19 protein-coding genes are annotated in these 16,951 nt (G+C 63.2%); 11 read left to right on the top strand and 8 right to left on the bottom strand.

Annotated elements, in window-relative coordinates; translation table 11 throughout:
• Positions 1-137 precede the first annotated feature (137 nt).
• Complete coding sequence (locus A9Z00_RS14390) at positions 138-1,034, top strand: aldo/keto reductase (protein ID WP_296978947.1); 897 nt, start codon at positions 138-140, stop codon at positions 1,032-1,034.
• A 619-nt stretch (positions 1,035-1,653) separates the two neighbouring features.
• Positions 1,654-2,523 carry a LysM peptidoglycan-binding domain-containing protein gene (locus tag A9Z00_RS14385; RefSeq protein WP_296978945.1) on the top strand — a complete coding sequence of 290 codons (870 nt, stop codon included), beginning with the start codon at positions 1,654-1,656 and terminating at the stop codon, positions 2,521-2,523.
• Positions 2,524-2,618: 95 nt separating this feature from the next.
• On the opposite strand, the gene A9Z00_RS14380 is transcribed toward A9Z00_RS14385, so the two are convergent.
• Positions 2,619-3,875, bottom strand: coding sequence for a methyl-accepting chemotaxis protein (locus A9Z00_RS14380; RefSeq protein WP_296978943.1), 1,257 nt, complete (start codon positions 3,873-3,875; stop codon positions 2,619-2,621).
• Between the two features lie 220 nt (positions 3,876-4,095).
• On the opposite strand from A9Z00_RS14380, the gene A9Z00_RS14375 reads away from it, so the two are divergent.
• A complete protein-coding gene (locus tag A9Z00_RS14375) occupies positions 4,096-4,500 on the top strand; it encodes an O-methyltransferase (protein ID WP_296978942.1) in 405 nt (134 codons plus the stop codon).
• A gap of 105 nt (positions 4,501-4,605) precedes the next feature.
• Here the strand turns inward: A9Z00_RS14375 and A9Z00_RS14370 are convergent, their stop codons facing one another.
• Both A9Z00_RS14370 and A9Z00_RS14365 read right to left on the bottom strand, forming a co-directional pair.
• A complete protein-coding gene (locus tag A9Z00_RS14370) occupies positions 4,606-4,830 on the bottom strand; it encodes an alpha/beta-type small acid-soluble spore protein (RefSeq protein ID WP_296978940.1) in 225 nt (74 codons plus the stop codon).
• 79 nt (positions 4,831-4,909) lie between these two features.
• Positions 4,910-5,320, bottom strand: coding sequence for a hypothetical protein (locus tag A9Z00_RS14365; RefSeq protein ID WP_296978939.1), 411 nt, complete (start codon positions 5,318-5,320; stop codon positions 4,910-4,912).
• A gap of 443 nt (positions 5,321-5,763) precedes the next feature.
• Between A9Z00_RS14365 and trpS the strand changes: the two genes are divergently transcribed.
• Positions 5,764-6,750, top strand: a complete 987-nt coding sequence (gene trpS, locus A9Z00_RS14360; protein ID WP_296978937.1) for a tryptophan--tRNA ligase — start codon at positions 5,764-5,766, stop codon at positions 6,748-6,750.
• Positions 6,751-6,804: 54 nt separating this feature from the next.
• On the opposite strand, the gene A9Z00_RS14355 is transcribed toward trpS, so the two are convergent.
• Positions 6,805-6,978: a DUF5325 family protein gene (locus A9Z00_RS14355; RefSeq protein WP_296978935.1), complete on the bottom strand. Its 174-nt coding sequence runs from the start codon at positions 6,976-6,978 to the stop codon at positions 6,805-6,807.
• Positions 6,979-7,102: 124 nt separating this feature from the next.
• On the opposite strand from A9Z00_RS14355, the gene A9Z00_RS14350 reads away from it, so the two are divergent.
• Positions 7,103-7,327, top strand: a complete 225-nt coding sequence (locus A9Z00_RS14350; protein WP_296978934.1) for an alpha/beta-type small acid-soluble spore protein — start codon at positions 7,103-7,105, stop codon at positions 7,325-7,327.
• A gap of 148 nt (positions 7,328-7,475) precedes the next feature.
• Positions 7,476-7,745 carry a hypothetical protein gene (locus A9Z00_RS14345; RefSeq protein WP_296978933.1) on the top strand — a complete coding sequence of 90 codons (270 nt, stop codon included), beginning with the start codon at positions 7,476-7,478 and terminating at the stop codon, positions 7,743-7,745.
• Here the strand turns inward: A9Z00_RS14345 and gerQ are convergent.
• Both gerQ and A9Z00_RS14335 read right to left on the bottom strand, forming a co-directional pair.
• A complete protein-coding gene (gene gerQ / locus A9Z00_RS14340; RefSeq protein WP_296978931.1) occupies positions 7,733-8,257 on the bottom strand; it encodes a spore coat protein GerQ in 525 nt (174 codons plus the stop codon). The genes A9Z00_RS14345 and gerQ overlap by 13 nt on opposite strands.
• A gap of 27 nt (positions 8,258-8,284) precedes the next feature.
• The gene (locus tag A9Z00_RS14335; RefSeq protein ID WP_296978984.1) at positions 8,285-8,710 is read right to left on the bottom strand and encodes a cell wall hydrolase; all 426 of its coding nucleotides are present in this window, start codon (positions 8,708-8,710) and stop codon (positions 8,285-8,287) included.
• A gap of 249 nt (positions 8,711-8,959) precedes the next feature.
• Between A9Z00_RS14335 and cyoE the strand changes: the two genes are divergently transcribed.
• The 3 genes from cyoE (at position 8,960) to A9Z00_RS14320 (ending at position 11,482) form a co-directional block, all read left to right on the top strand.
• The gene (gene cyoE, locus A9Z00_RS14330) at positions 8,960-9,832 is read left to right on the top strand and encodes a heme o synthase (RefSeq protein WP_296978929.1); all 873 of its coding nucleotides are present in this window, start codon (positions 8,960-8,962) and stop codon (positions 9,830-9,832) included.
• 24 nt (positions 9,833-9,856) lie between these two features.
• Entirely contained in the window at positions 9,857-10,471 is a 615-nt protein-coding gene (locus A9Z00_RS14325; protein ID WP_296978927.1) for an SCO family protein, read from the top strand.
• An 87-nt stretch (positions 10,472-10,558) separates the two neighbouring features.
• Positions 10,559-11,482, top strand: a complete 924-nt coding sequence (locus A9Z00_RS14320; protein ID WP_296978925.1) for an AEC family transporter — start codon at positions 10,559-10,561, stop codon at positions 11,480-11,482.
• Positions 11,483-11,560: 78 nt separating this feature from the next.
• Here the strand turns inward: A9Z00_RS14320 and A9Z00_RS14315 are convergent, their stop codons facing one another.
• Positions 11,561-11,932, bottom strand: coding sequence for a ribonuclease M5 (locus A9Z00_RS14315; RefSeq protein ID WP_296978922.1), 372 nt, complete (start codon positions 11,930-11,932; stop codon positions 11,561-11,563).
• 69 nt (positions 11,933-12,001) lie between these two features.
• Complete coding sequence (locus A9Z00_RS14310) at positions 12,002-13,297, bottom strand: MFS transporter (protein WP_296978983.1); 1,296 nt, start codon at positions 13,295-13,297, stop codon at positions 12,002-12,004.
• A gap of 392 nt (positions 13,298-13,689) precedes the next feature.
• On the opposite strand from A9Z00_RS14310, the gene A9Z00_RS14305 reads away from it, so the two are divergent.
• Together A9Z00_RS14305 and A9Z00_RS14300 are read left to right on the top strand one after the other, a co-directional pair.
• Positions 13,690-14,163, top strand: coding sequence for a hypothetical protein (locus tag A9Z00_RS14305; protein ID WP_296978919.1), 474 nt, complete (start codon positions 13,690-13,692; stop codon positions 14,161-14,163).
• Positions 14,164-14,499: 336 nt separating this feature from the next.
• Positions 14,500-16,951: peptidoglycan D,D-transpeptidase FtsI family protein (locus tag A9Z00_RS14300; protein ID WP_296978916.1), on the top strand; the 2,452-nt coding region annotated here is incomplete at its 3' end.

Genomic DNA, 16,951 nt, shown 5'->3' with positions numbered 1-16,951 from the left:
GACACCGACGCGGCGAATCCTTCTTCGGCAGGAAAATTGCACTATCGCGGGAAGCACAGGCCTGTCGTCTTCGCGTCCGTTCGCGGTATAATTGGCGAATGAAGAGCGAATCGGATCGAAAGGAAGGATGAGACGGAATGGAAATGCGGCGTTACGGCAAGACCGACATGACGGTGAGCGTGCTGGGGTTCGGCGGTGCGGAGATCGGCTTTCGGGGCGCTTCGACGGCCGAAGTCGAGCGGCTGCTCGGAACCGCCCTGGACGCCGGCCTCAATGTCATCGACACGGCCGAGTGCTACCGGACGAGCGAGGAGCTGATCGGACAGGCCGTCTCGCACCGTCGGAGCGAGTACTATCTGTTCACTAAATGCGGCCATGCCGCCGGACTGCCCGGAACGGACTGGCAGCCGGAGGTGCTCGAGGCGAGCATCGACCGCAGCCTGAAACGGCTTCGGACCGATTACGTCGATGTGATCCATCTGCACAGCTGCAGCCTTGACGTGCTGAAGCGGGGCGATGTGATCGAAGTGCTCCTCAAGGCGAAGGAAAAAGGGAAGACCCGCTACATCGGATACAGCGGCGATTCCGAGGCGGCACTGTATGCCGTGCGGACCGGCGTGTTCGACTCGCTCATGACCTCGGTCAACATCGCGGACCAGGAGGCGATCGACCTGACGCTTCCCGAGGCGATGGCACGCGGAATGGGCGTGACCGTGAAGCGGCCGGTGGCGAACGTCGCGTGGCGGACGGGCCGGCGGCCCGAGGATCCGTACGCGGTTCCGTACTGGGAGCGGCTTCAGGTGCTGGACTACGATTTCCTGAAGGGAGATTTCGAGACGTCGGTCGGCATCGCGCTCCGGTTCGCCTTGTCGATCCCCGGCGTGCATACCGCGATCGTGGGAACGTCGAATCCGGGCCGGTGGGAGCAGAACGCGAAACTGCTCGAAGCGGGACCGCTGCCCGCCGGGCAAATCGAGGCAATACGCCGCGTGTGGCGCGAACGCGCGGGCAAGGACTGGATCGGTTTGGAATGACGGATCCGGAAGCGGCGGAATTCGGTTTACTGTCGAAAGGGATCTGCCCGGCGGAGAAGTGCTAACGGTCCGAGGGACCGTTAACGTCCGTTTGGACACGGTGCGGAGGCGGGATAACGGTCCGCGGGACCGAAAAATCGGCATACATTGCGGCCCGATCCATTCGGCAAGGGCGAATAGCGGTCTGCGGGACCGTTAACAACCGGTCGGACGGGGCGCGAAGGCGGCATAACGGTCTGTGGAACCGTTAAGCGGGCGCACATTGGGGTTTGATTCTACCGGATCGACCGGAAGCGGTCTGCGGGACCGTTAACAACCGGTCGGACGGGGCGCGAAGGCGGCATAACGGTCTGTGGAACCGTTAAACGGGCATACATTGCGGTTTGATTCCACCGGATCGGCCGGATAGCGGTCCACGGGCCCGTTATCGTCCGGTTTCACATGACGCAGGGGCGCGATAACGGTCCGCGGGACCGCTCAACGCCTGGTTCGAGCGGGGTGCGGATGAAAAAATTCTCATAATCGCTTCCCGACGCGGGTTTGCGGACATGCGGCAACATTTGCCGGTACAACGGTTCCTTGCCGTCGTGCTAACCTCCTGATGGAAGGAGGTTTTTCGATGAACAGGAAATTCAGGGCCGCATTGCTCACGGCGGGATTGCTGTTGGCCGGGATGCCGGGCGCCGCTGATGCCGCGTCCGTCCATGTGGCGGCCGAAGGCGACACGTTCTGGAAGCTGTCGAAGGCATACGGCGTACCGCTGGACAAGCTGATGGCGGCGAATCCGAACGTCGATCCGCTGAACATCTACAAGGGGTTGAAACTGGTCATTCCGGACCCGGATCGTTCCGTCGCCGCCATCCATGTCGCGCGCGATGGCGACACGTTCTGGAAGCTGTCGAAGGCATACGGCGTACCGCTGGACAAGCTGATGGCGGCGAATCCGAACGTCGATCCGCTGAACATCTACAAGGGATTGAAGCTGGTCATTCCGGACGCGGGCGCGGCAGAGGCCGCGAACGGCGCAGGCAGCGGCGCGAAGGCGACGGACTCGTCCGGCGCGGTGACCGCGTCCTCCGGATCGTCCGGGACCGCGGCCGCAGCTTCCGGATCCGCCGGATCGACGGCGACGGCCTTCGCCGCCGGACAGGGCGGAGCAGCGCCGAAGTCGTACAAGGCGGTCATCCGGATGACGGCGACGGCCTACACGGCGGCTGCGGAGGAGAACGGCCAATGGGGTCCCGTGGACTACTTCGGCAATCCGTTGACCCTTGGCACCGTCGCCGTCGACCCCGGCGTCATCCCCCTCGGCTCGAAGCTGTTCATCACCGGATATCATTACGACGGGCTGCCGCAGGGCGGCATGTACGCGGTCGCTTCGGATATCGGCGGAGCGATCAAGGGTGAGCGCATCGACATCTTCGTGCCGGACAGCCGGACGAAGGCGCTTCAGTTCGGCATGCAGCAAGTCACGGTTTATATCCTGTAGAGCAAATCGCGTTTCCGTCGACAGACCCGCGTGCAAAACGAAATCCCTCCGGCTTGTTCCGGGGGGATTCGTTGTTGTGCGTCAGATTTTGTGCGTCAGATTTTGAAGATCTGGATCGTGCGCTGAAGCTTGAGCACCGTCTGCTGCATTTGCTCCGCTTCTTCGACGACCTGCTGGACCGCGGCCATCTGCTCGTTCATCGACGCGGACACCTGCTCGGTGCCGGCCGCCGATTCCTCCGTGATGGCGGAGATGTTCTGGATGGACGCCACGATCCGGCGGGCGCTCTCCAGCATCGCGTCGCTTTCGCGGCTGAAGGCCTCCATCTGCTCGGAAATGAATTCGACGCTCTTCACGATTTCGTTGAAGATTTCGTTGGACTGGCGGATCAGTTCGTTCTGGTCGCGGACGACGCTCTCGTTCACCTTCATGTTGGCAATCGCGTTCTTGATGCCCTGCTCGATGCCGCGAACGAGGGCGAACACTTCCTTCGTCGAAGCGCCGGCTTCTTCGGCCAGCTTGCGCACTTCCTGCGCGACGACCGCGAAGCCCCGGCCGTGCTCACCGGCGCGCGCCGCCTCGATCGAGGCGTTCAGGGAGAGCAGGTTCGTCTGATCGGCGATTTCCGAAATGGAGCGGGTGATTTTCGAGATGCCCTCGGCATGCTTCGCCAGTTCTTCGATCGTGCGGGATACGGCCTCGGTCGCTTCCACGTTGCGGCGCATGCCCTCGGTCTGGTTCTCGACGGCCTGACGGCCCTGACGGACCAGTTCCAGCGTGTGTGCAGCCCGTTCATTCATCTGTTTCGTCGAGTCGGCGTACGCGGCGACCTTGCTCTCGATCTCGCTGATCGACTCGCTCATCTGCGAGACATCCTCGGAAATCTGGTTCGCACCCGTGGCAAGCTCGCCCGCCGAGATCGTCACCTGTTCCATGACGGTCTTGAGCTGCTGGTTGCGCTCGTAGATGTTCCGGGATGCATCGGAGACCATCCGCGTAATCTGCGACGTCTCGCGCAGAATGTCGCGCAGCCTTTCGATCATGCTGTTGAACGCCTGCGCGATGCCGGAAGCTCCTTCCTCGGAGGATTCGAGCTTCACGGTAAAGTCGCCCTTCGCGATCTGGTAGGCGGCGTTGCGCATCTCTTCCATCGAGCCTGACAGCGTTCTCTCAAACATCATTGCAAGCGGATACACGCCGCCGCACAACACGACGATGAGCACCAGCGGCAGCAGGATGCCCTGTCCGCCGACCAGCGCCGATATGAGCATGGCAAGCGAGAAGACGGCCGCAACCGCATAGAATGCTACAAGGCATTTCGTGCGAATGGACTGCTTGACCAACCAGCTCATGTTGCTATGCTCCCTTACACGTAGAATTATGCCATATTATAACACCGATGTCGCGACAGGTCTATCATTGTCGAACGGATCAACGCCCGACCGGGACTTCCGTCCCGAAAAGAATATGGAATATACAATATTGTCGCACAATGTCAATTGATGTATAATCTAGGCTGTAATCCCCATCAAAGGATGATCCATTAAATTTTGGGAAGAAAGGAGGTGCATCATGATGCGTTTGGAGGATATGCCCCTCGCCCGGCAGATCGATCAGGTGTTTCGCCATCTGGAGCCGGAGCTGACGGATGCGGTGGCGGGAACGGTCACGATCCAGATTCGCAACAACATGGTCGGGAAATACGGCGTGCGTCATCACCCGATTGAAATCGTCAACGGCCGGTTCGTACCGAGGGAGCGAGGCATGACGGCGCAGCAGGTGAACGAATTCCGGCGCATGGCGGTCGAATCGCTCCGGATGAAGAAGAACTGGACGCACGGCGAGATCCTGTTCGATTTCGCCGTCAAGCGGAACCGGGAGTGGACGGCGAGCGTACAGTACGAGTCGAACTACAACACGTCGACCTGGATGTTCCGTTACCCGAGGAAGCCGGAATCCTCGGACCAACTTGCATAGGGGAACGGGGGTGTAATGAAGCATTCGACCGGAACGGGGTTTCCCGGCGGATGGTCCGTCCGCGGGAAACCCCGTTCTTGTCCGGCTTGAGGAACCGATCTGGTCTTATCGTGCGAATCGGCCCGCAAGCTGTTCCTCCGCGATTTGAATCAGCCGGCGGGTGATGTATCCGCCGATCGCCCCGGCATCGCGCGTCGCCATGTAGCCGTAATATCCGTCCTGCGGGAGCTGGATGCCGAGCTCCTGGGCGACCTCGAATTTGAGCTGCTCCAGCGCGGCGCTGGCTTGCGGTACGACGAGCGTGTTGCTGTTGCGTTTGCTGGAAGGCATGTTGTTCACCTCCTTGGGCGGTTTTAGTATGGCTGCCCGCAGAGGAAAACATGCACTGTTCGGGAAAAAGTAACAGCCGTCAGTCCTTCACTTCGCCCCGCATCTTGAAGGTGTGTTCGCGTTTCCGCGCGCGCTCCCGCTCTTCCTCGGCAAGCATTTTCTCGATATCATGCTTGAGCCGGTCGGAGCAACGCGCGCACAGATGGCCGTTGCGGGTGGGACTTCCGCACAGGTCGCAGATGTCCGTGAGGTTCGGGTAGGCCGAAAGGCTGATTTTTTTGTTCCGGATCCATTCCCGAATCTGCCTGATCGGCACGCCGGTCGCCTCTGCCGCCTGTTCGACGGTCGCATGGCGGTTCCTGAACAGATAGCGGTCCAGCGCCTCGAACTGGCGGTCATGGATTTCCGCGCATTCCGGGCACAAATTCCGGAGCGTAACCTGAAACACCTTGCCGCACATCCTGCAATGCGCCACTTTGAGTTCGGCCAACGGGATCCCGCCCTTCGACAACGTTCAATCGTTCCATGGTCCTTATGCTAACACAGTTGGTCATGGTGGGAAGGCCGGGTCCGGAAGCGTGACCATGCCCGTGCTTCCGGAACGCTTGACATTCGCGTGCGAACGGGTATAATGTTCTTCCAACGGCAATGACGGGAAAGAGTACGCCAACTCCCGCGATTCCAGAGAGCCGGTGGGCGCTGCGAACCGGCATCGCGGCTGGCGGAATGGGTCCCCGAGCCGGAGGCAGGAAAGCGGCCCCGTCCGCCCATGGTCTCCCGGCTGCTCCCCGTTACGGAGCTTCGAGGCTTCGTCGTCCGTCTTTTCGGTCGCGGCGCCGGAGCGAAGAAGGGTGGCACCACGGTCCCTCGTCCCTTGCGGGCGGGGGATTTTTTGCTGATGGGAGAGAAATCAGGAAGGAGGATGGTGTTCAAATGGCAAGGGTGCTGTCCGGCATCCAGCCGAGCGGGCAGCTCACGCTCGGGAACTACATCGGCGCGATCCAGAACTTCGTGAAGCTGCAGGATGAGCACGAATGCTTCTATATGGTGGTCGACCTGCACGCCGTCACCGTGCCGCAGGATCCGGCCGCGCTGCGCGAACAGACGGAGTCGGTCGCGGCGCTGTACCTTGCGGCGGGCGTTGATCCGAAGAAATCGGCCATTTTCATCCAGTCGCACGTGCCGGCGCACGCCGAGCTCGGGTGGATCATGACGACGCTGGCCTACATGGGCGAGCTGGAGCGGATGACCCAGTACAAGGAGAAAACGGCCGGCAAAACGTCGATTCCCGCGGGCCTGTTCGTCTATCCGACGCTGATGGCCGCCGACATCCTCATCTACAATGCGGATCTGGTGCCGGTCGGCGACGACCAGAAGCAGCACCTCGAGCTCACCCGGGACCTCGCGGAGCGGTTCAACAAGCGCTACGGCGAGACGTTCCGGCTGCCCGAGCCGTACATGCCGAAGGTCGGCGCGCGCATCATGTCGCTCGACGATCCGACGAAGAAGATGAGCAAGAGCAATCCGAACCCGAACAGCTACATCGCGCTGCTCGACGAGCCGGATGTGATCCGCAGGAAAATCGCCCGCGCGGTCACCGACTCCGGCCGGGAAGTGAAGTACGATCCCGAGGCGAAGGCCGCGGTGAGCAACCTCATCAGCATTTACGCGCATTGCGCGGGAGTGACGGTGGAAGAGGTCGAGCGCCGTTACGAGGGACAGGGCTACGGCCAGTTCAAGAAGGATCTCGCGGAGCACGTCGTGGCGGTGCTGGAGCCGCTGCAGAAGCGTTACCGGGAGATCCGCGGCTCGGGGGAGCTCGTCCGCGTGCTGAAGGAAGGCGCGGAGCGCGCTTCGGCCGTCGCGGAACGGACGGTCGCGCTCGTCAAGGAACGGATGGGCTTCCTGCCGCCCGCCTGACGCGGAAGGAAACAAAAGGGAAGCGGCCGGTTTTCGGGTACCGGCCGCTTCTTGTCATGATTTGCGTTTGAGCGCCTTCGCCCGGAAGATGAAGCCGGCGCCGATGACGGCGAACGTCAGAACGAAGAGCAGCGCGGCCAGCCAGCCGTTGTGGCTGATCGCGACTCCCGTCGCCAGCATCAGGGTGACGGCCGTAACGGCGAACAGCAGGGAAGCGGTTTTGGACATGTTCGTCTCTCCTCGGCACAATGTCGGTCTTTTCGGTCAGGCATAAGAAAACGGATGAGGCACATAATAAGCTTGCAAGCTTGCATCAACACTACAGCTCAAGGAACGAAAGGAGACGACTGACATGGCAGGCCAAAACCGCAGCAGCAACACGCTGGTCGTTCCGCAGGCCAGAGCGGCGCTGGAGCAGTTGAAATATGAAGCGGCTCAAGAGCTGGGGGTGCAAATTCCCCAGGACGGCTACTACGGCAACATGGCGACGCGTGATGCGGGCTCGCTCGGAGGCTACATCACGAAGCGCCTTGTCCAGATCGCCGAACAACAATTGGCGGGTTCCCGTCAATTCTGACAATCGCAAGGCCGCTTAAAGCCCGGACCCATCCGGGAGAAGCCCGGATGGGTCCGGGCTTCTTGCCGTCTCCTCCGCCTGTTGCTATGCTTATCATTGTACCGGTTTCGTCCCGCGGATTCAATGCGACGGGACGGGGAGGGGCGCCATGTTCATCTGTTTCGCGGAATACCGGATCGCGGAGGAGAACCGGGAGCGCTATCTGGAACTGATGGCGCGCCTGAGGCCGTCGTATCCGATGGTATATTTATATGAAGGAACGGATCAGCCCGGCCTGTTCGTGGAAGTTTGGGAAGCCGGGACGAGGGAGGAGGCGGAGCGCCTCCGGGCGATGAGACTTGCGCCCGATTCGCCCTGGAACCCCGTCAACCGTCTGGCTTCCGGCACCGTCCGCATGTGGATGTTTCACTCGGTGTAGCCGTCGTCGCGCGCGGATGTCGGAAACGGCGTCTGCTGCGTGACGATCCCGCCCTGGAACGGATATTCGTAATTGATCGGTTCGTCGAACGTGACGTAATCGACGTTGACCATCAGCAGCAGGTACCGGATCCCCGTTGACGGATCGCTCAGGATGAGATGGTCGCGTCCGGCCGCCTCGATGACGCCGCGGAACACCTTCGCGTTCCATTGACTGTTGTTCTCGTACGTCGCGTAGACGGTCGCCATTTTGCCGCGATTGAGCCGGAGAATGTTCTCCACATAGGATTCTTCCTGCGGAATCGTGACGATATTGCCGCCCGTCGGCGTGATGGCGGCGCCGCTCGGAACGCCCGGCAGGCCGCTCGGCATGAACGGCACGCCGCCGGCCGTACCCGCCGGGGCGGGCGCGGTCCCTGCGCCGGCGCCGGACGGCCAGCCCGACGTCCAGCCGGACGAGCCGGGCATGTACGGGATGACGTTGCCGTAGGCATCATACGTGATCATGGACATGTCGATCCGGATTCCTCCTTCGTGTATTCAGCGATAGACGCCGGGGCAGTCGTCGCCCGACGGCGCATAGAAACAGTGGTTTTTGAACCGTCCGCTGTGCGTCTGGTTCCACCAGGTGGGAGGGCACTGACCCGTCGGACGGAAAAACCAGAGCGCGTACGTCGCGGGATGCTGCCGTTCGCCGTTCACGACGCGCTGGGCGAGCCGGATTTCGCTCTCGCGCGCCCTCTGGTAGAAATAGCCCTTTGTCGTCGCCTCGAAACCGCCCGGGCGCTGGAACACCATCTGCGGGATCGTGCGGATGTTTTTGAAATCGAGACAATTGCCCCGGACGCGGTTCACCCCGACGTTGCCGACCATCAGCATGCCGAGTTCGCCCTCGCCTTCGGCTTCCGCGCGCATCAGGCGAGCGAGCAGCTTGATGTCCTCGGAGTTGGCTTTGATGACGGCCATCCGGTTCATCATCACTTCCTTCCACCGTTCAGATTACCTTCGCATGGGCGAATGCTGCAATATCCTATGAGGGCGAAAGCCCAAGTGTTCCGGCCGCTTCCGCGAAAGCGCCGAGAAAGTGTCAAATTGTTGAACCCGCGGGTGCGATGATTGTCAACGGACGAATATTTACGGTATGATAGGTTACGATTCCATGGGCCGGGTACGTTCAGGACTTCGACACCGGCAACGGAATTCGGGAGGCCCGCCGTGCTGAAAGATCTGATCAATTTGACAAAGCCCGGAATCATAAGGCTCAACCTGATTGCCACGTTCGGTGGTTTCTGGGTGGCGTCGAAATGGGTGATCGACTGGCCGCTCCTGTTCTGGACGCTGCTCGGCACGACGCTGACGATCGCGTCGTCCTGCGTCCTCAACAACTATCTCGACCGCGACCTGGACGCCCGGATGGAGCGCACGCGGAACCGGCCGCTGCCGGCGGGACGCGTATCGCCGCGGCTCGTGCTCGCTTGCGGCATCATCCTCGGCGTGCTCGGCCTGTCGATCCTGTTCCTGCTGGTCAATCCGCTGTGCGGCTGGCTCGGCCTGCTTGGCGTATTCGTGTACATCGTCGTCTACACGCTCTGGCTCAAACGCCACTCGACCTGGAGCACGTCGATCGGCGGCATATCGGGCGCGATGCCGCCCGTCATCGGCTATTGCGCCGTGACCGAAGAAATCGATGCGGGAGCCTGGCTTCTGTTCGCGCTGCTCTTCCTGTGGCAGCCGCCCCATTTCTGGTCGCTCGGCATCCGCCGCGTCGAGGAATACCGGGCCGCCGGCTTTCCGCTGCTGCCCGTCGTGAAGGGCGTGAAGCGGACGAAATGGCAGATGATCCCGTATGTCGTGCTGCTCGTGCCGGCCTGCATCCTGCTGTACGCGATGGGTTACGCGGGCCTCGTATTCCTCGTCGTGTCCGTCGCGTTCGGGCTCGTCTGGAGCTGGCACACGATTGCGGGGGTTCGGGCGAAGGACGATGTCAGGTGGGCGAAGCAGAATTTCATGCTCTCGGTCAATTATCTCATGGTCGTCTTCCTCGTCATGGTCGTCAACACGCAGGGGGACGGCGCCTGGCTGCCCTGAAGCAACCGGAAGGAGGCGTAAATCGTGGCCTTCGTCAAACGCTATCGGTTCGCGATCGCCGTCGGCGCGCTCGTGCTGCTGATGGCCGGCTATCTGCTGTACACCCGACTGGACCTGGGCGGCGGAAAGCTGCCGGTCCTCAAGGAGTCGATACCGGACTTCACCCTGACGGATCTGGACGGCGAGCCGCACGCCTTCTCCGATTCCGACGGCAAGGTCAGGCTCGTGTACTTCTTCTTTGCGACCTGTCCCGACGTCTGTCCGATCACGACGCGCGACATGGTGGACGTGCAGAATGAGTTGAAAAAGAGGGGCGTCTTCGGAAGCAAGGTGGAGTTCTTCTGGATCTCGGTCGACCCGTACCGCGACACGCCGGAAGTGCTGGAGCGCTTTGCCGACGGATACAAGGCCGACCGGTCCGGCTGGCATTTCCTGCGGGGCGAAGCGGAAAAAGTCGCCGCGATCGGGAAAAGCTTCGGCCTCATGGTCATCAATCCCGATCCCGACCACATCGTGCATGCGAACATCATTGCGCTCGTGGATCAGGCGGGGCGGCTGCGCAAGTACATCGACGGCGGCAGGGAAGACCGGCCCCTGGATCCCGAAGCGGTCGTCAAGGATATTCTCAAGTTGCTCTGATTGCGCCGGACCGGCGCAGGCGGCCTTGGGCCGGTCCTTGGGCCGGTCCGCCGTACGGACGCCCGCAGCACGGGAGACGATGACGCGATGACCATCCTGCTCCAGATTCTGACGAACAACGTGATCCCGCTGTCCGCGATGATCGCCGCCGGCGTCATCATGCAGCGGGTTTTTTCCTTGGATATCCGCACGCTGTCGAAGCTGAACTTCTATGTCTTCTCGCCCGCGATCATGTTCCGGATGCTGTACGAGACGGAGATTTCGGCGGCCATGTTCGGCAGGATCGTGTTGTTCGGGCTTCTGTTCATGGCGATGCAATACTGGATTTCCGACCTCGTGTGCCGCGTCCGCAAGGCGTCTCCCGCCAGGAGGGCGGCGCTGCGCAACAGCGTCATGTTCTACAACAGCGCGAACTACGGCATCCCGCTCAACCAGCTCGTGTTCGCCGGCAATCCGTACACGCTGTCCGTCCAGGTGCTGATCTCGATGATCCAGAGCCTCGTGCCCAATACCTACGGCGTGTACGCGGTCAACGCGCACAAGGCGGACCTGCGCCGGATCGGAAGGGTCGTCCTCTCGCTGCCTGTCATTTACGTCATCCCGCTCGCGCTGCTATTGCGCGCCTTCGGGGTGCCGATTCCGCAGGCGCTGGAGGTACCGATCGGTTATCTTGCGAACGCATTCATCGGCACGGCGCTGCTCACGCTCGGCGTGCAGCTCGGCAGCATGTCGTGGCGCATCGAACGCGAGACGGCCGTTGACGTGGGGCTGTCCGCGCTGCTCCGTCTCGCCGTCGGACCGGTGCTGGCATGGGGGCTCACGCTGCTCATGGGCTTCGACGGACTGACCGCCGCGGCGCTGATCGTCTCTTCCGCCGTGCCGTCCTCGCTCAGCAGCGTGCTGCTCGCGGTCGAGTTCGACAACGAGAAGGAATTCTCTTCCCAGGCCGTCTTTTTCTCGACGCTGCTCAGCGTCTTCACCGTCACGATCGTCATCGCGCTCGTCACGTGACGGGCGGTTGGACGGAACAGGGCATCAGGGCCGTACCGGCCGGCCCGCAGGCTCGTTCGCCGCGGGGAACCGGGAGCCTCATGGGGAATTTCGCAAGATCCGGGTGAGCTCGTCGTCCTCCGGGCGGATGATGTAGTCCTCGAGCCCGGCTTTTTCGAGTTGCTGGATCAGATATTCGTCCGGCGTGTTTTCGACGCCGGGGTAGCCCTTGCGCGTGTAAATGTGCCCGGCGTCGGGAAAAGCGTCCCGCAGGATGCCGCGGATGCGCCTGCCGGAAGCATCGTTGTCCGTGAAAATGTACAGCTCCCGATTGCCGACCTGCCGGATCAGCTGGTCGATCTGCTCCGGACCCGGCGTTCCGAAGGTGCACAGGATGTCAACCTCGCCGGAGAGCAGCCGCCGGAGCCTCGCGCGGTCGTTTTTGCCTTCCACGATGATGACGATGTCCACTCGGCATCCCCCGCAAGATTCTGTTGACTCCCATTGTACCGATTTCCCCGGAAAAGTCGAATTCCGGATTCAGCCAATGCGGGGGGAGGCGGCGTTCGGCCGGTGCGATCCGGCGAACGGAAGCAGCATCGCGCCGGTCATGAGCACCAGGAACGCGACGAAATAGGGGGAAACCGTATCGCGGATGTAACCGGCCGTCAGCGGACCCAGAAATGCGCCGACGGAGTAGGCGATCGACAGCACGGAGAAGGTGCGGCCGTATTTCGCGTTTCCCGTAAGCTCGATGAGCAGCGTGTTGAGCGCCGGATAGATGACGCCCTTCGCCATGCCGATGATGAACAGCAGCGCGGGCAGCGGCACCAGCCCGCCGAGGGCGGCGGCGAAATAGGCCATGGCCAGCGCGAGCGACCCCGACATCGTCCGCCGGAGCGGGGAATACCGATTCAGGAACAACATGCCGAGCGTCACGAGGGAGCCGAGGCTGAGAACGGAAAACAGCAGGCCGGTCTGCATGATGCCGTGGCCGTGCAGCGAGAGCATCGGCAGTTCGAACGACAGGATGCCCTGCGCGCAGGACATCGCGACCGGCAGCACATAGGCCGGCCAGGGAAGCGGCGGATGGTCGTCCGCCGGGCCGGTGATCCGGGAGGGTGCCGCTCCGGCGTGCGCCTCCGGGATCGCGGCGGCGGAAACCGGCATCGCCATGCCGGACGCCGGCGTTGGTCCCGTTCCGGCCGGCGGCATGCCGGAGGGGGGCTCCCCGGCCCTGGCCGGCGGTTCGCCGGACGGACGGGCTTTCGGAAACGGCGGCGCGGGCGGCGGGATGTCGCGGATGAACAGGAGGGCGCAAATCGACGTGCCGATCAGCAGCCAGCCGAGCGCGAGAAAGGACATCTCAAAGCCGAGCCGCGCGACAAGCAGCGCGCCGGCGGCCGGGGAGGCGACGGAGGCGAGCGTATGCACGAGCCCGTTGCCGGCCATGAGCTTGCCCAGCACGAAGCGGTCCACGGTGATCCGGGCCAGCAGCGCCATGCACGCCGGGGACAGGAAGGCGAGGACGAAGCCGCTGATCGAGCGAAGGACCAGGAGCTGCCAGGGATCGTCGACCCGGGACTGGAGCAGCAGGATGAAACCGGCCGACATCAGGCTCAGGACGATGAAGATCCGGCTGCCGAACCGGTCGACGCTCCAGCCCGCGATCATGTTGCCGGGCAGGTGGGTGATCGAATACAGCCCCATCATCAGGCCGATGAAGGACGGAGCGGCGCCGAGCGACACGGCGAACGGGGTCAGGATCGGATACTGCGCGTGCAGATCGAAGATGGCGATGAAGGAAAACAGATAAAGCCAGAAGGCGGTTTTCAATGCGTTCACGCTCCGTTTCCTTGGGGCTCCGGGGTTCCTTCAGATCATACGCCCGGCGCGGACGGGTTATGTCTGGTTGTCCCCGCTCCCGGCGCGGCGGCGGGCTCGGCTTCACCGCGGCAGGAGGCCCGCGGCGGCGGCCGGAACGGCCGGGGATCGCCCGCTTGGACGCCCGCCGGCGCCTGCGCTATAATGGAAAAAGCGTGATAGGCAGCGGAATGCGCGTTCCGATCGCATGAACGCCGGCCGGACGTGGCGGGGGTTGTCCGTGCCGGCGGGGTGACCGGGATTCACGGGACAATCCGTCGGCACGCATGCGGGTGCGCGAAGAGGCCCGCTTGATTGAACCTTCCGTCGTTTTTCGTCGTCAGCCCGATAAAGGGGGTGCTGCGATGCTGGACGAACTGTTCCGGGCGGACCTGGAGACATGGAAACAATTCCTGACCGAGCGCTGGTACGTGCTGGCCATTGCGCTGGTCGTGGTGCTGCTCGTCGTCAAGGTTGTCAAGACCGTCGTGAAGTGGCTGCTCGTCGCCGTCATCGTGATCGGCATGCTGCTCTACAGCGGCTATTCGCTGGAAGATCTGCGCGTCGACAGGCTGAAGGAGCTCGGCGGGCAGATCCGGGAGAAGGCCGTGGCGACGCTGACGCGCGAAGTGCTGGAAGCGATGGCCGGGGAAGCGTCGGAAGCGGTCTATACGGCCGGCGAGGACGGCTCGTTCACGGTGAAGAGCGCGAGCCTCGTCATCACGGGCAGAATCGGAGAGGCGGAGGTGCACGTCTCCTATCTCGGCGCGCCGCTCGGCCGCGTCAAGGTGGACGAGACGATCGGGTCGTTCATCGACCGGGCGAAATCCGGGAGCTGATCCGATTCGGAAGCGGAAAGCATGACGCGGCCGGGCGGATCCGTCTGCGGAGCGGCAGCGGCTTGCGCTCCGCTCGTTTCCCGTGCCGCCCGGGGCAAAGCTTGCAACGAGGTGCGCCGAATCCGGCATGGCACCTCTTGTTGTTTCCGCCGAAGCGAAGCCGCCGGCTCCGCCGCCCGTTCGGTTCCGGTTCCCGAAGCGGCGCCGGTTCCCGACGCCGGCATCATCCGCAGGCCTTACAACGCCCCTTCATCCGGGAGTCTCGGCGGACGGCGGGAGTGCGGTCGCGTGCGGCGGCGGAATTTTTGACTGGGATGCGGAAAGGGGGATGCGGTCGTGGCAAACGAACAGCGAACGGAGGAAGAACAACGGCGCCTGATTGCGAATCGACGGCATTTCTCGTTCCGGCTCAACCTCTTCTTCTTCTGCACGTTTCTCCTGTTCAGCGTGCTGATCGTGCAGCTTGCGATCCTGCAGTTCGTGCGCGGACCGGAGCTGCAGGCCGAGCGGACGAAAAGCGGCAGCCGGACCGTGCAGATCCCGCCGATCCGCGGCAACATCTACGACGCCACCGGCAAGCCGATCGCGTATTCGGTGTCGACGCAGTCGCTCTACTTCACGATGGAGCGCTCGATCAAGGAAGCGGAGGCGCGTCGGATCGCGGAGCAGCTCCATGAGGTGTTCCGAACGTACGGCGATCCGAACGAGCTGATCTCGGTCGAGCAGATCATCGAGCGGATGGACATCCACTTCCGGCAGAACACCATTTACACGCCGCGGCTGATCAAATACAACCTGACGAAGCAGGAAATCGCGTACTTCTCGGAAAACCGGGAAAAGTTCCCGAACATCAGCATCGTGGAGGATACGATCCGCCATTACGACAAGGATACGGTGGCGGTGCAGCTCGTCGGCTATCTGAAAAATTTCGACTCGGCCGTCACGTCCGCCGCGACGAAGGATTTCTACGAGAAGAAGAAGCAGTCGAACGACCCGACGCTGCATTATCTGAACGACGAGGACGTCGGGATGGACGGCATCGAGCTGATGTACCAGGACGTGCTCCGGGGCCGGAACGGGGTCAAGATTTACCCGGTGAACAGCCTGGACGAGATCATCGGCGAACCGGTCATCACGAAGCCGCAGAAGGGCAGCGACCTGTATCTGACGATCCATCGCGACGTGCAGCTCGCGACGGAGCAGGCGATTCTCGATCATCTCGAGTATCTGCGCAACGCGCCTCCGTCGAGCGGCGACCGGGCGGAATACGCCCGCGCCGGCTATGCGGTCGCAATGGAGGTCGACACCGGCAAGGTGGTCGCGATGGCGAGCATGCCCGATTACGACCCGAACGTATGGATGGGCGGGCAGATCAGCCCGTCCAATTACGAGGCGACGAAGGCCTATCACAAGAACGGCGCCATCTCGCAGGCCTATATGGATTGGGGTTCGCAGGAGGAAGCGAACAAGCACCCGTCCTCGCTCGTGCCGCTCGGCTCGACGCAGAAGCCGCTCACGGTGCTGATCGGGCTGGCGGAGGGGCTGATCACGCCGCGGACGGTCTATTACGACACCGGCGTGTTCCAGTTCGGCCGGGAAGGTCACCGCGTCTCGGTCCGCAACGCCGAGCGGAACGCGTACGGGCGGCTGACGCCGTCGCTCGCGATCCAGAAGTCGTCGAACACGTTCATGGCGGAGATGATCGGCAACGCGCTGTACCTCAGGGACGGCAAGAAGGGCGTCGAAATCTGGGACAACTGGGTCAAGCAGTTCGGCCTCGGCGTATTGACCGGGAGCGGGCTGCCGGGCGAATCGAAGGGCGTCATCGACTATTTCCACGAGGCGGAAAAGGGCAGCCCGCAATCGGCGTTGATTTACGCCTCGTTCGGCCAGCAGGGCCGCTATACGGCGCTCCAGCTCGCCCAGTACGCGGCGACGCTGGCGAACCGCGGCAAGCGGATGAAGCCGCAGTTCGTGGAGCGGATCGTCGACGCCGACGGCCGGACGGTCGCGACGTTCGAGCCGGAAGTGCTGAACACGATCGACCTGCCGGATGAATACTGGGACGTCGTGATCGACGGCATGCGCTCGAACGTGCGGGGGTTCGACGGGTTTCCGTACGATTTCCGGCGCAAGACCGGGACGAGCGAGCAGCAGACGAGCGCCGGCATCGTCGAGAATGCGGTGTTCATCGCGTTCGCGCCCGCCGACAAGCCGAAGCTGGCCGTTGCCGTCGTCGTGCCGGAAGGCGGATACGGCGCCCGGGGAGCGGCGCCGATCGCGCGGAAGATTTTCGACGCGTATGATTACTACATCGGGCTGACGGGCACGCCGAAGCGGAACGTCCATGTGCCGCAGAAGCCGGCGGCGGACGAGGGGCGTCCGGGCGGCGGCACGGCGCAGGATGTGACGCCGCCGAAACCGGCCGCCGGGCGGACGGACGGCGCGCGGACCGACGGGCGGAACGGGACGCCGGCCGGCGGGAACGGCAGCGCTGCGCGGGACGCGGGCACCGAAGCGGGCGGCGCGCAGAATGGCGCGGTCGAAGGCGGAACCGGAGATGCTGCCGGTCTCGGCGGAGGCGCCGAGCCGGCCGGGACCGAGACCGGCGGCGGCGCCGGGAATGCGGATGAATCGGACGCGCCCGGCGGCACGGGCGGAGGCGGCGCAGGCGGCCCGAACGCGGACGAAGGCGCAAGAAGCGGCGATGCCGGCAATTCCGGGGGCAATTCCGGCGGCGGGGCCGGAAGACCCGGCGGCGCGCCCGCCGAACCGCCGCAGGCGACGC

The organism is Thermobacillus sp. ZCTH02-B1 (genome assembly GCF_002159085.1).
Lineage (GTDB): Bacteria > Bacillota > Bacilli > Paenibacillales > Paenibacillaceae > Thermobacillus.
Note: the sequence above shows the minus strand (reverse complement) of the source record. Positions and strands in the feature narration are given on the sequence as shown.

Excerpts from the sequence above, each read along its gene's own strand:
- gerQ (WP_296978931.1), bottom strand. The coding sequence starts at position 8,257 with ATGTCCATGATCACGTATGATGCCTACGGCAACGTCATCCCGTACATG.
- A9Z00_RS14380 (WP_296978943.1), bottom strand. The coding sequence starts at position 3,875 with ATGAGCTGGTTGGTCAAGCAGTCCATTCGCACGAAATGCCTTGTAGCA.
- A9Z00_RS14335 (WP_296978984.1), bottom strand. The coding sequence starts at position 8,710 with ATGGCCGTCATCAAAGCCAACTCCGAGGACATCAAGCTGCTCGCTCGC.
- A9Z00_RS14305 (WP_296978919.1), top strand. The coding sequence starts at position 13,690 with ATGCTGGACGAACTGTTCCGGGCGGACCTGGAGACATGGAAACAATTC.
- A9Z00_RS14375 (WP_296978942.1), top strand. The coding sequence starts at position 4,096 with ATGATGCGTTTGGAGGATATGCCCCTCGCCCGGCAGATCGATCAGGTG.
- trpS (WP_296978937.1), top strand. The coding sequence starts at position 5,764 with ATGGCAAGGGTGCTGTCCGGCATCCAGCCGAGCGGGCAGCTCACGCTC.
- A9Z00_RS14320 (WP_296978925.1), top strand. The coding sequence starts at position 10,559 with ATGACCATCCTGCTCCAGATTCTGACGAACAACGTGATCCCGCTGTCC.
- A9Z00_RS14355 (WP_296978935.1), bottom strand. The coding sequence starts at position 6,978 with ATGTCCAAAACCGCTTCCCTGCTGTTCGCCGTTACGGCCGTCACCCTG.
- A9Z00_RS14385 (WP_296978945.1), top strand. The coding sequence starts at position 1,654 with ATGAACAGGAAATTCAGGGCCGCATTGCTCACGGCGGGATTGCTGTTG.
- A9Z00_RS14370 (WP_296978940.1), bottom strand. The coding sequence starts at position 4,830 with ATGCCTTCCAGCAAACGCAACAGCAACACGCTCGTCGTACCGCAAGCC.
- A9Z00_RS14345 (WP_296978933.1), top strand. The coding sequence starts at position 7,476 with ATGTTCATCTGTTTCGCGGAATACCGGATCGCGGAGGAGAACCGGGAG.
- A9Z00_RS14390 (WP_296978947.1), top strand. The coding sequence starts at position 138 with ATGGAAATGCGGCGTTACGGCAAGACCGACATGACGGTGAGCGTGCTG.
- A9Z00_RS14350 (WP_296978934.1), top strand. The coding sequence starts at position 7,103 with ATGGCAGGCCAAAACCGCAGCAGCAACACGCTGGTCGTTCCGCAGGCC.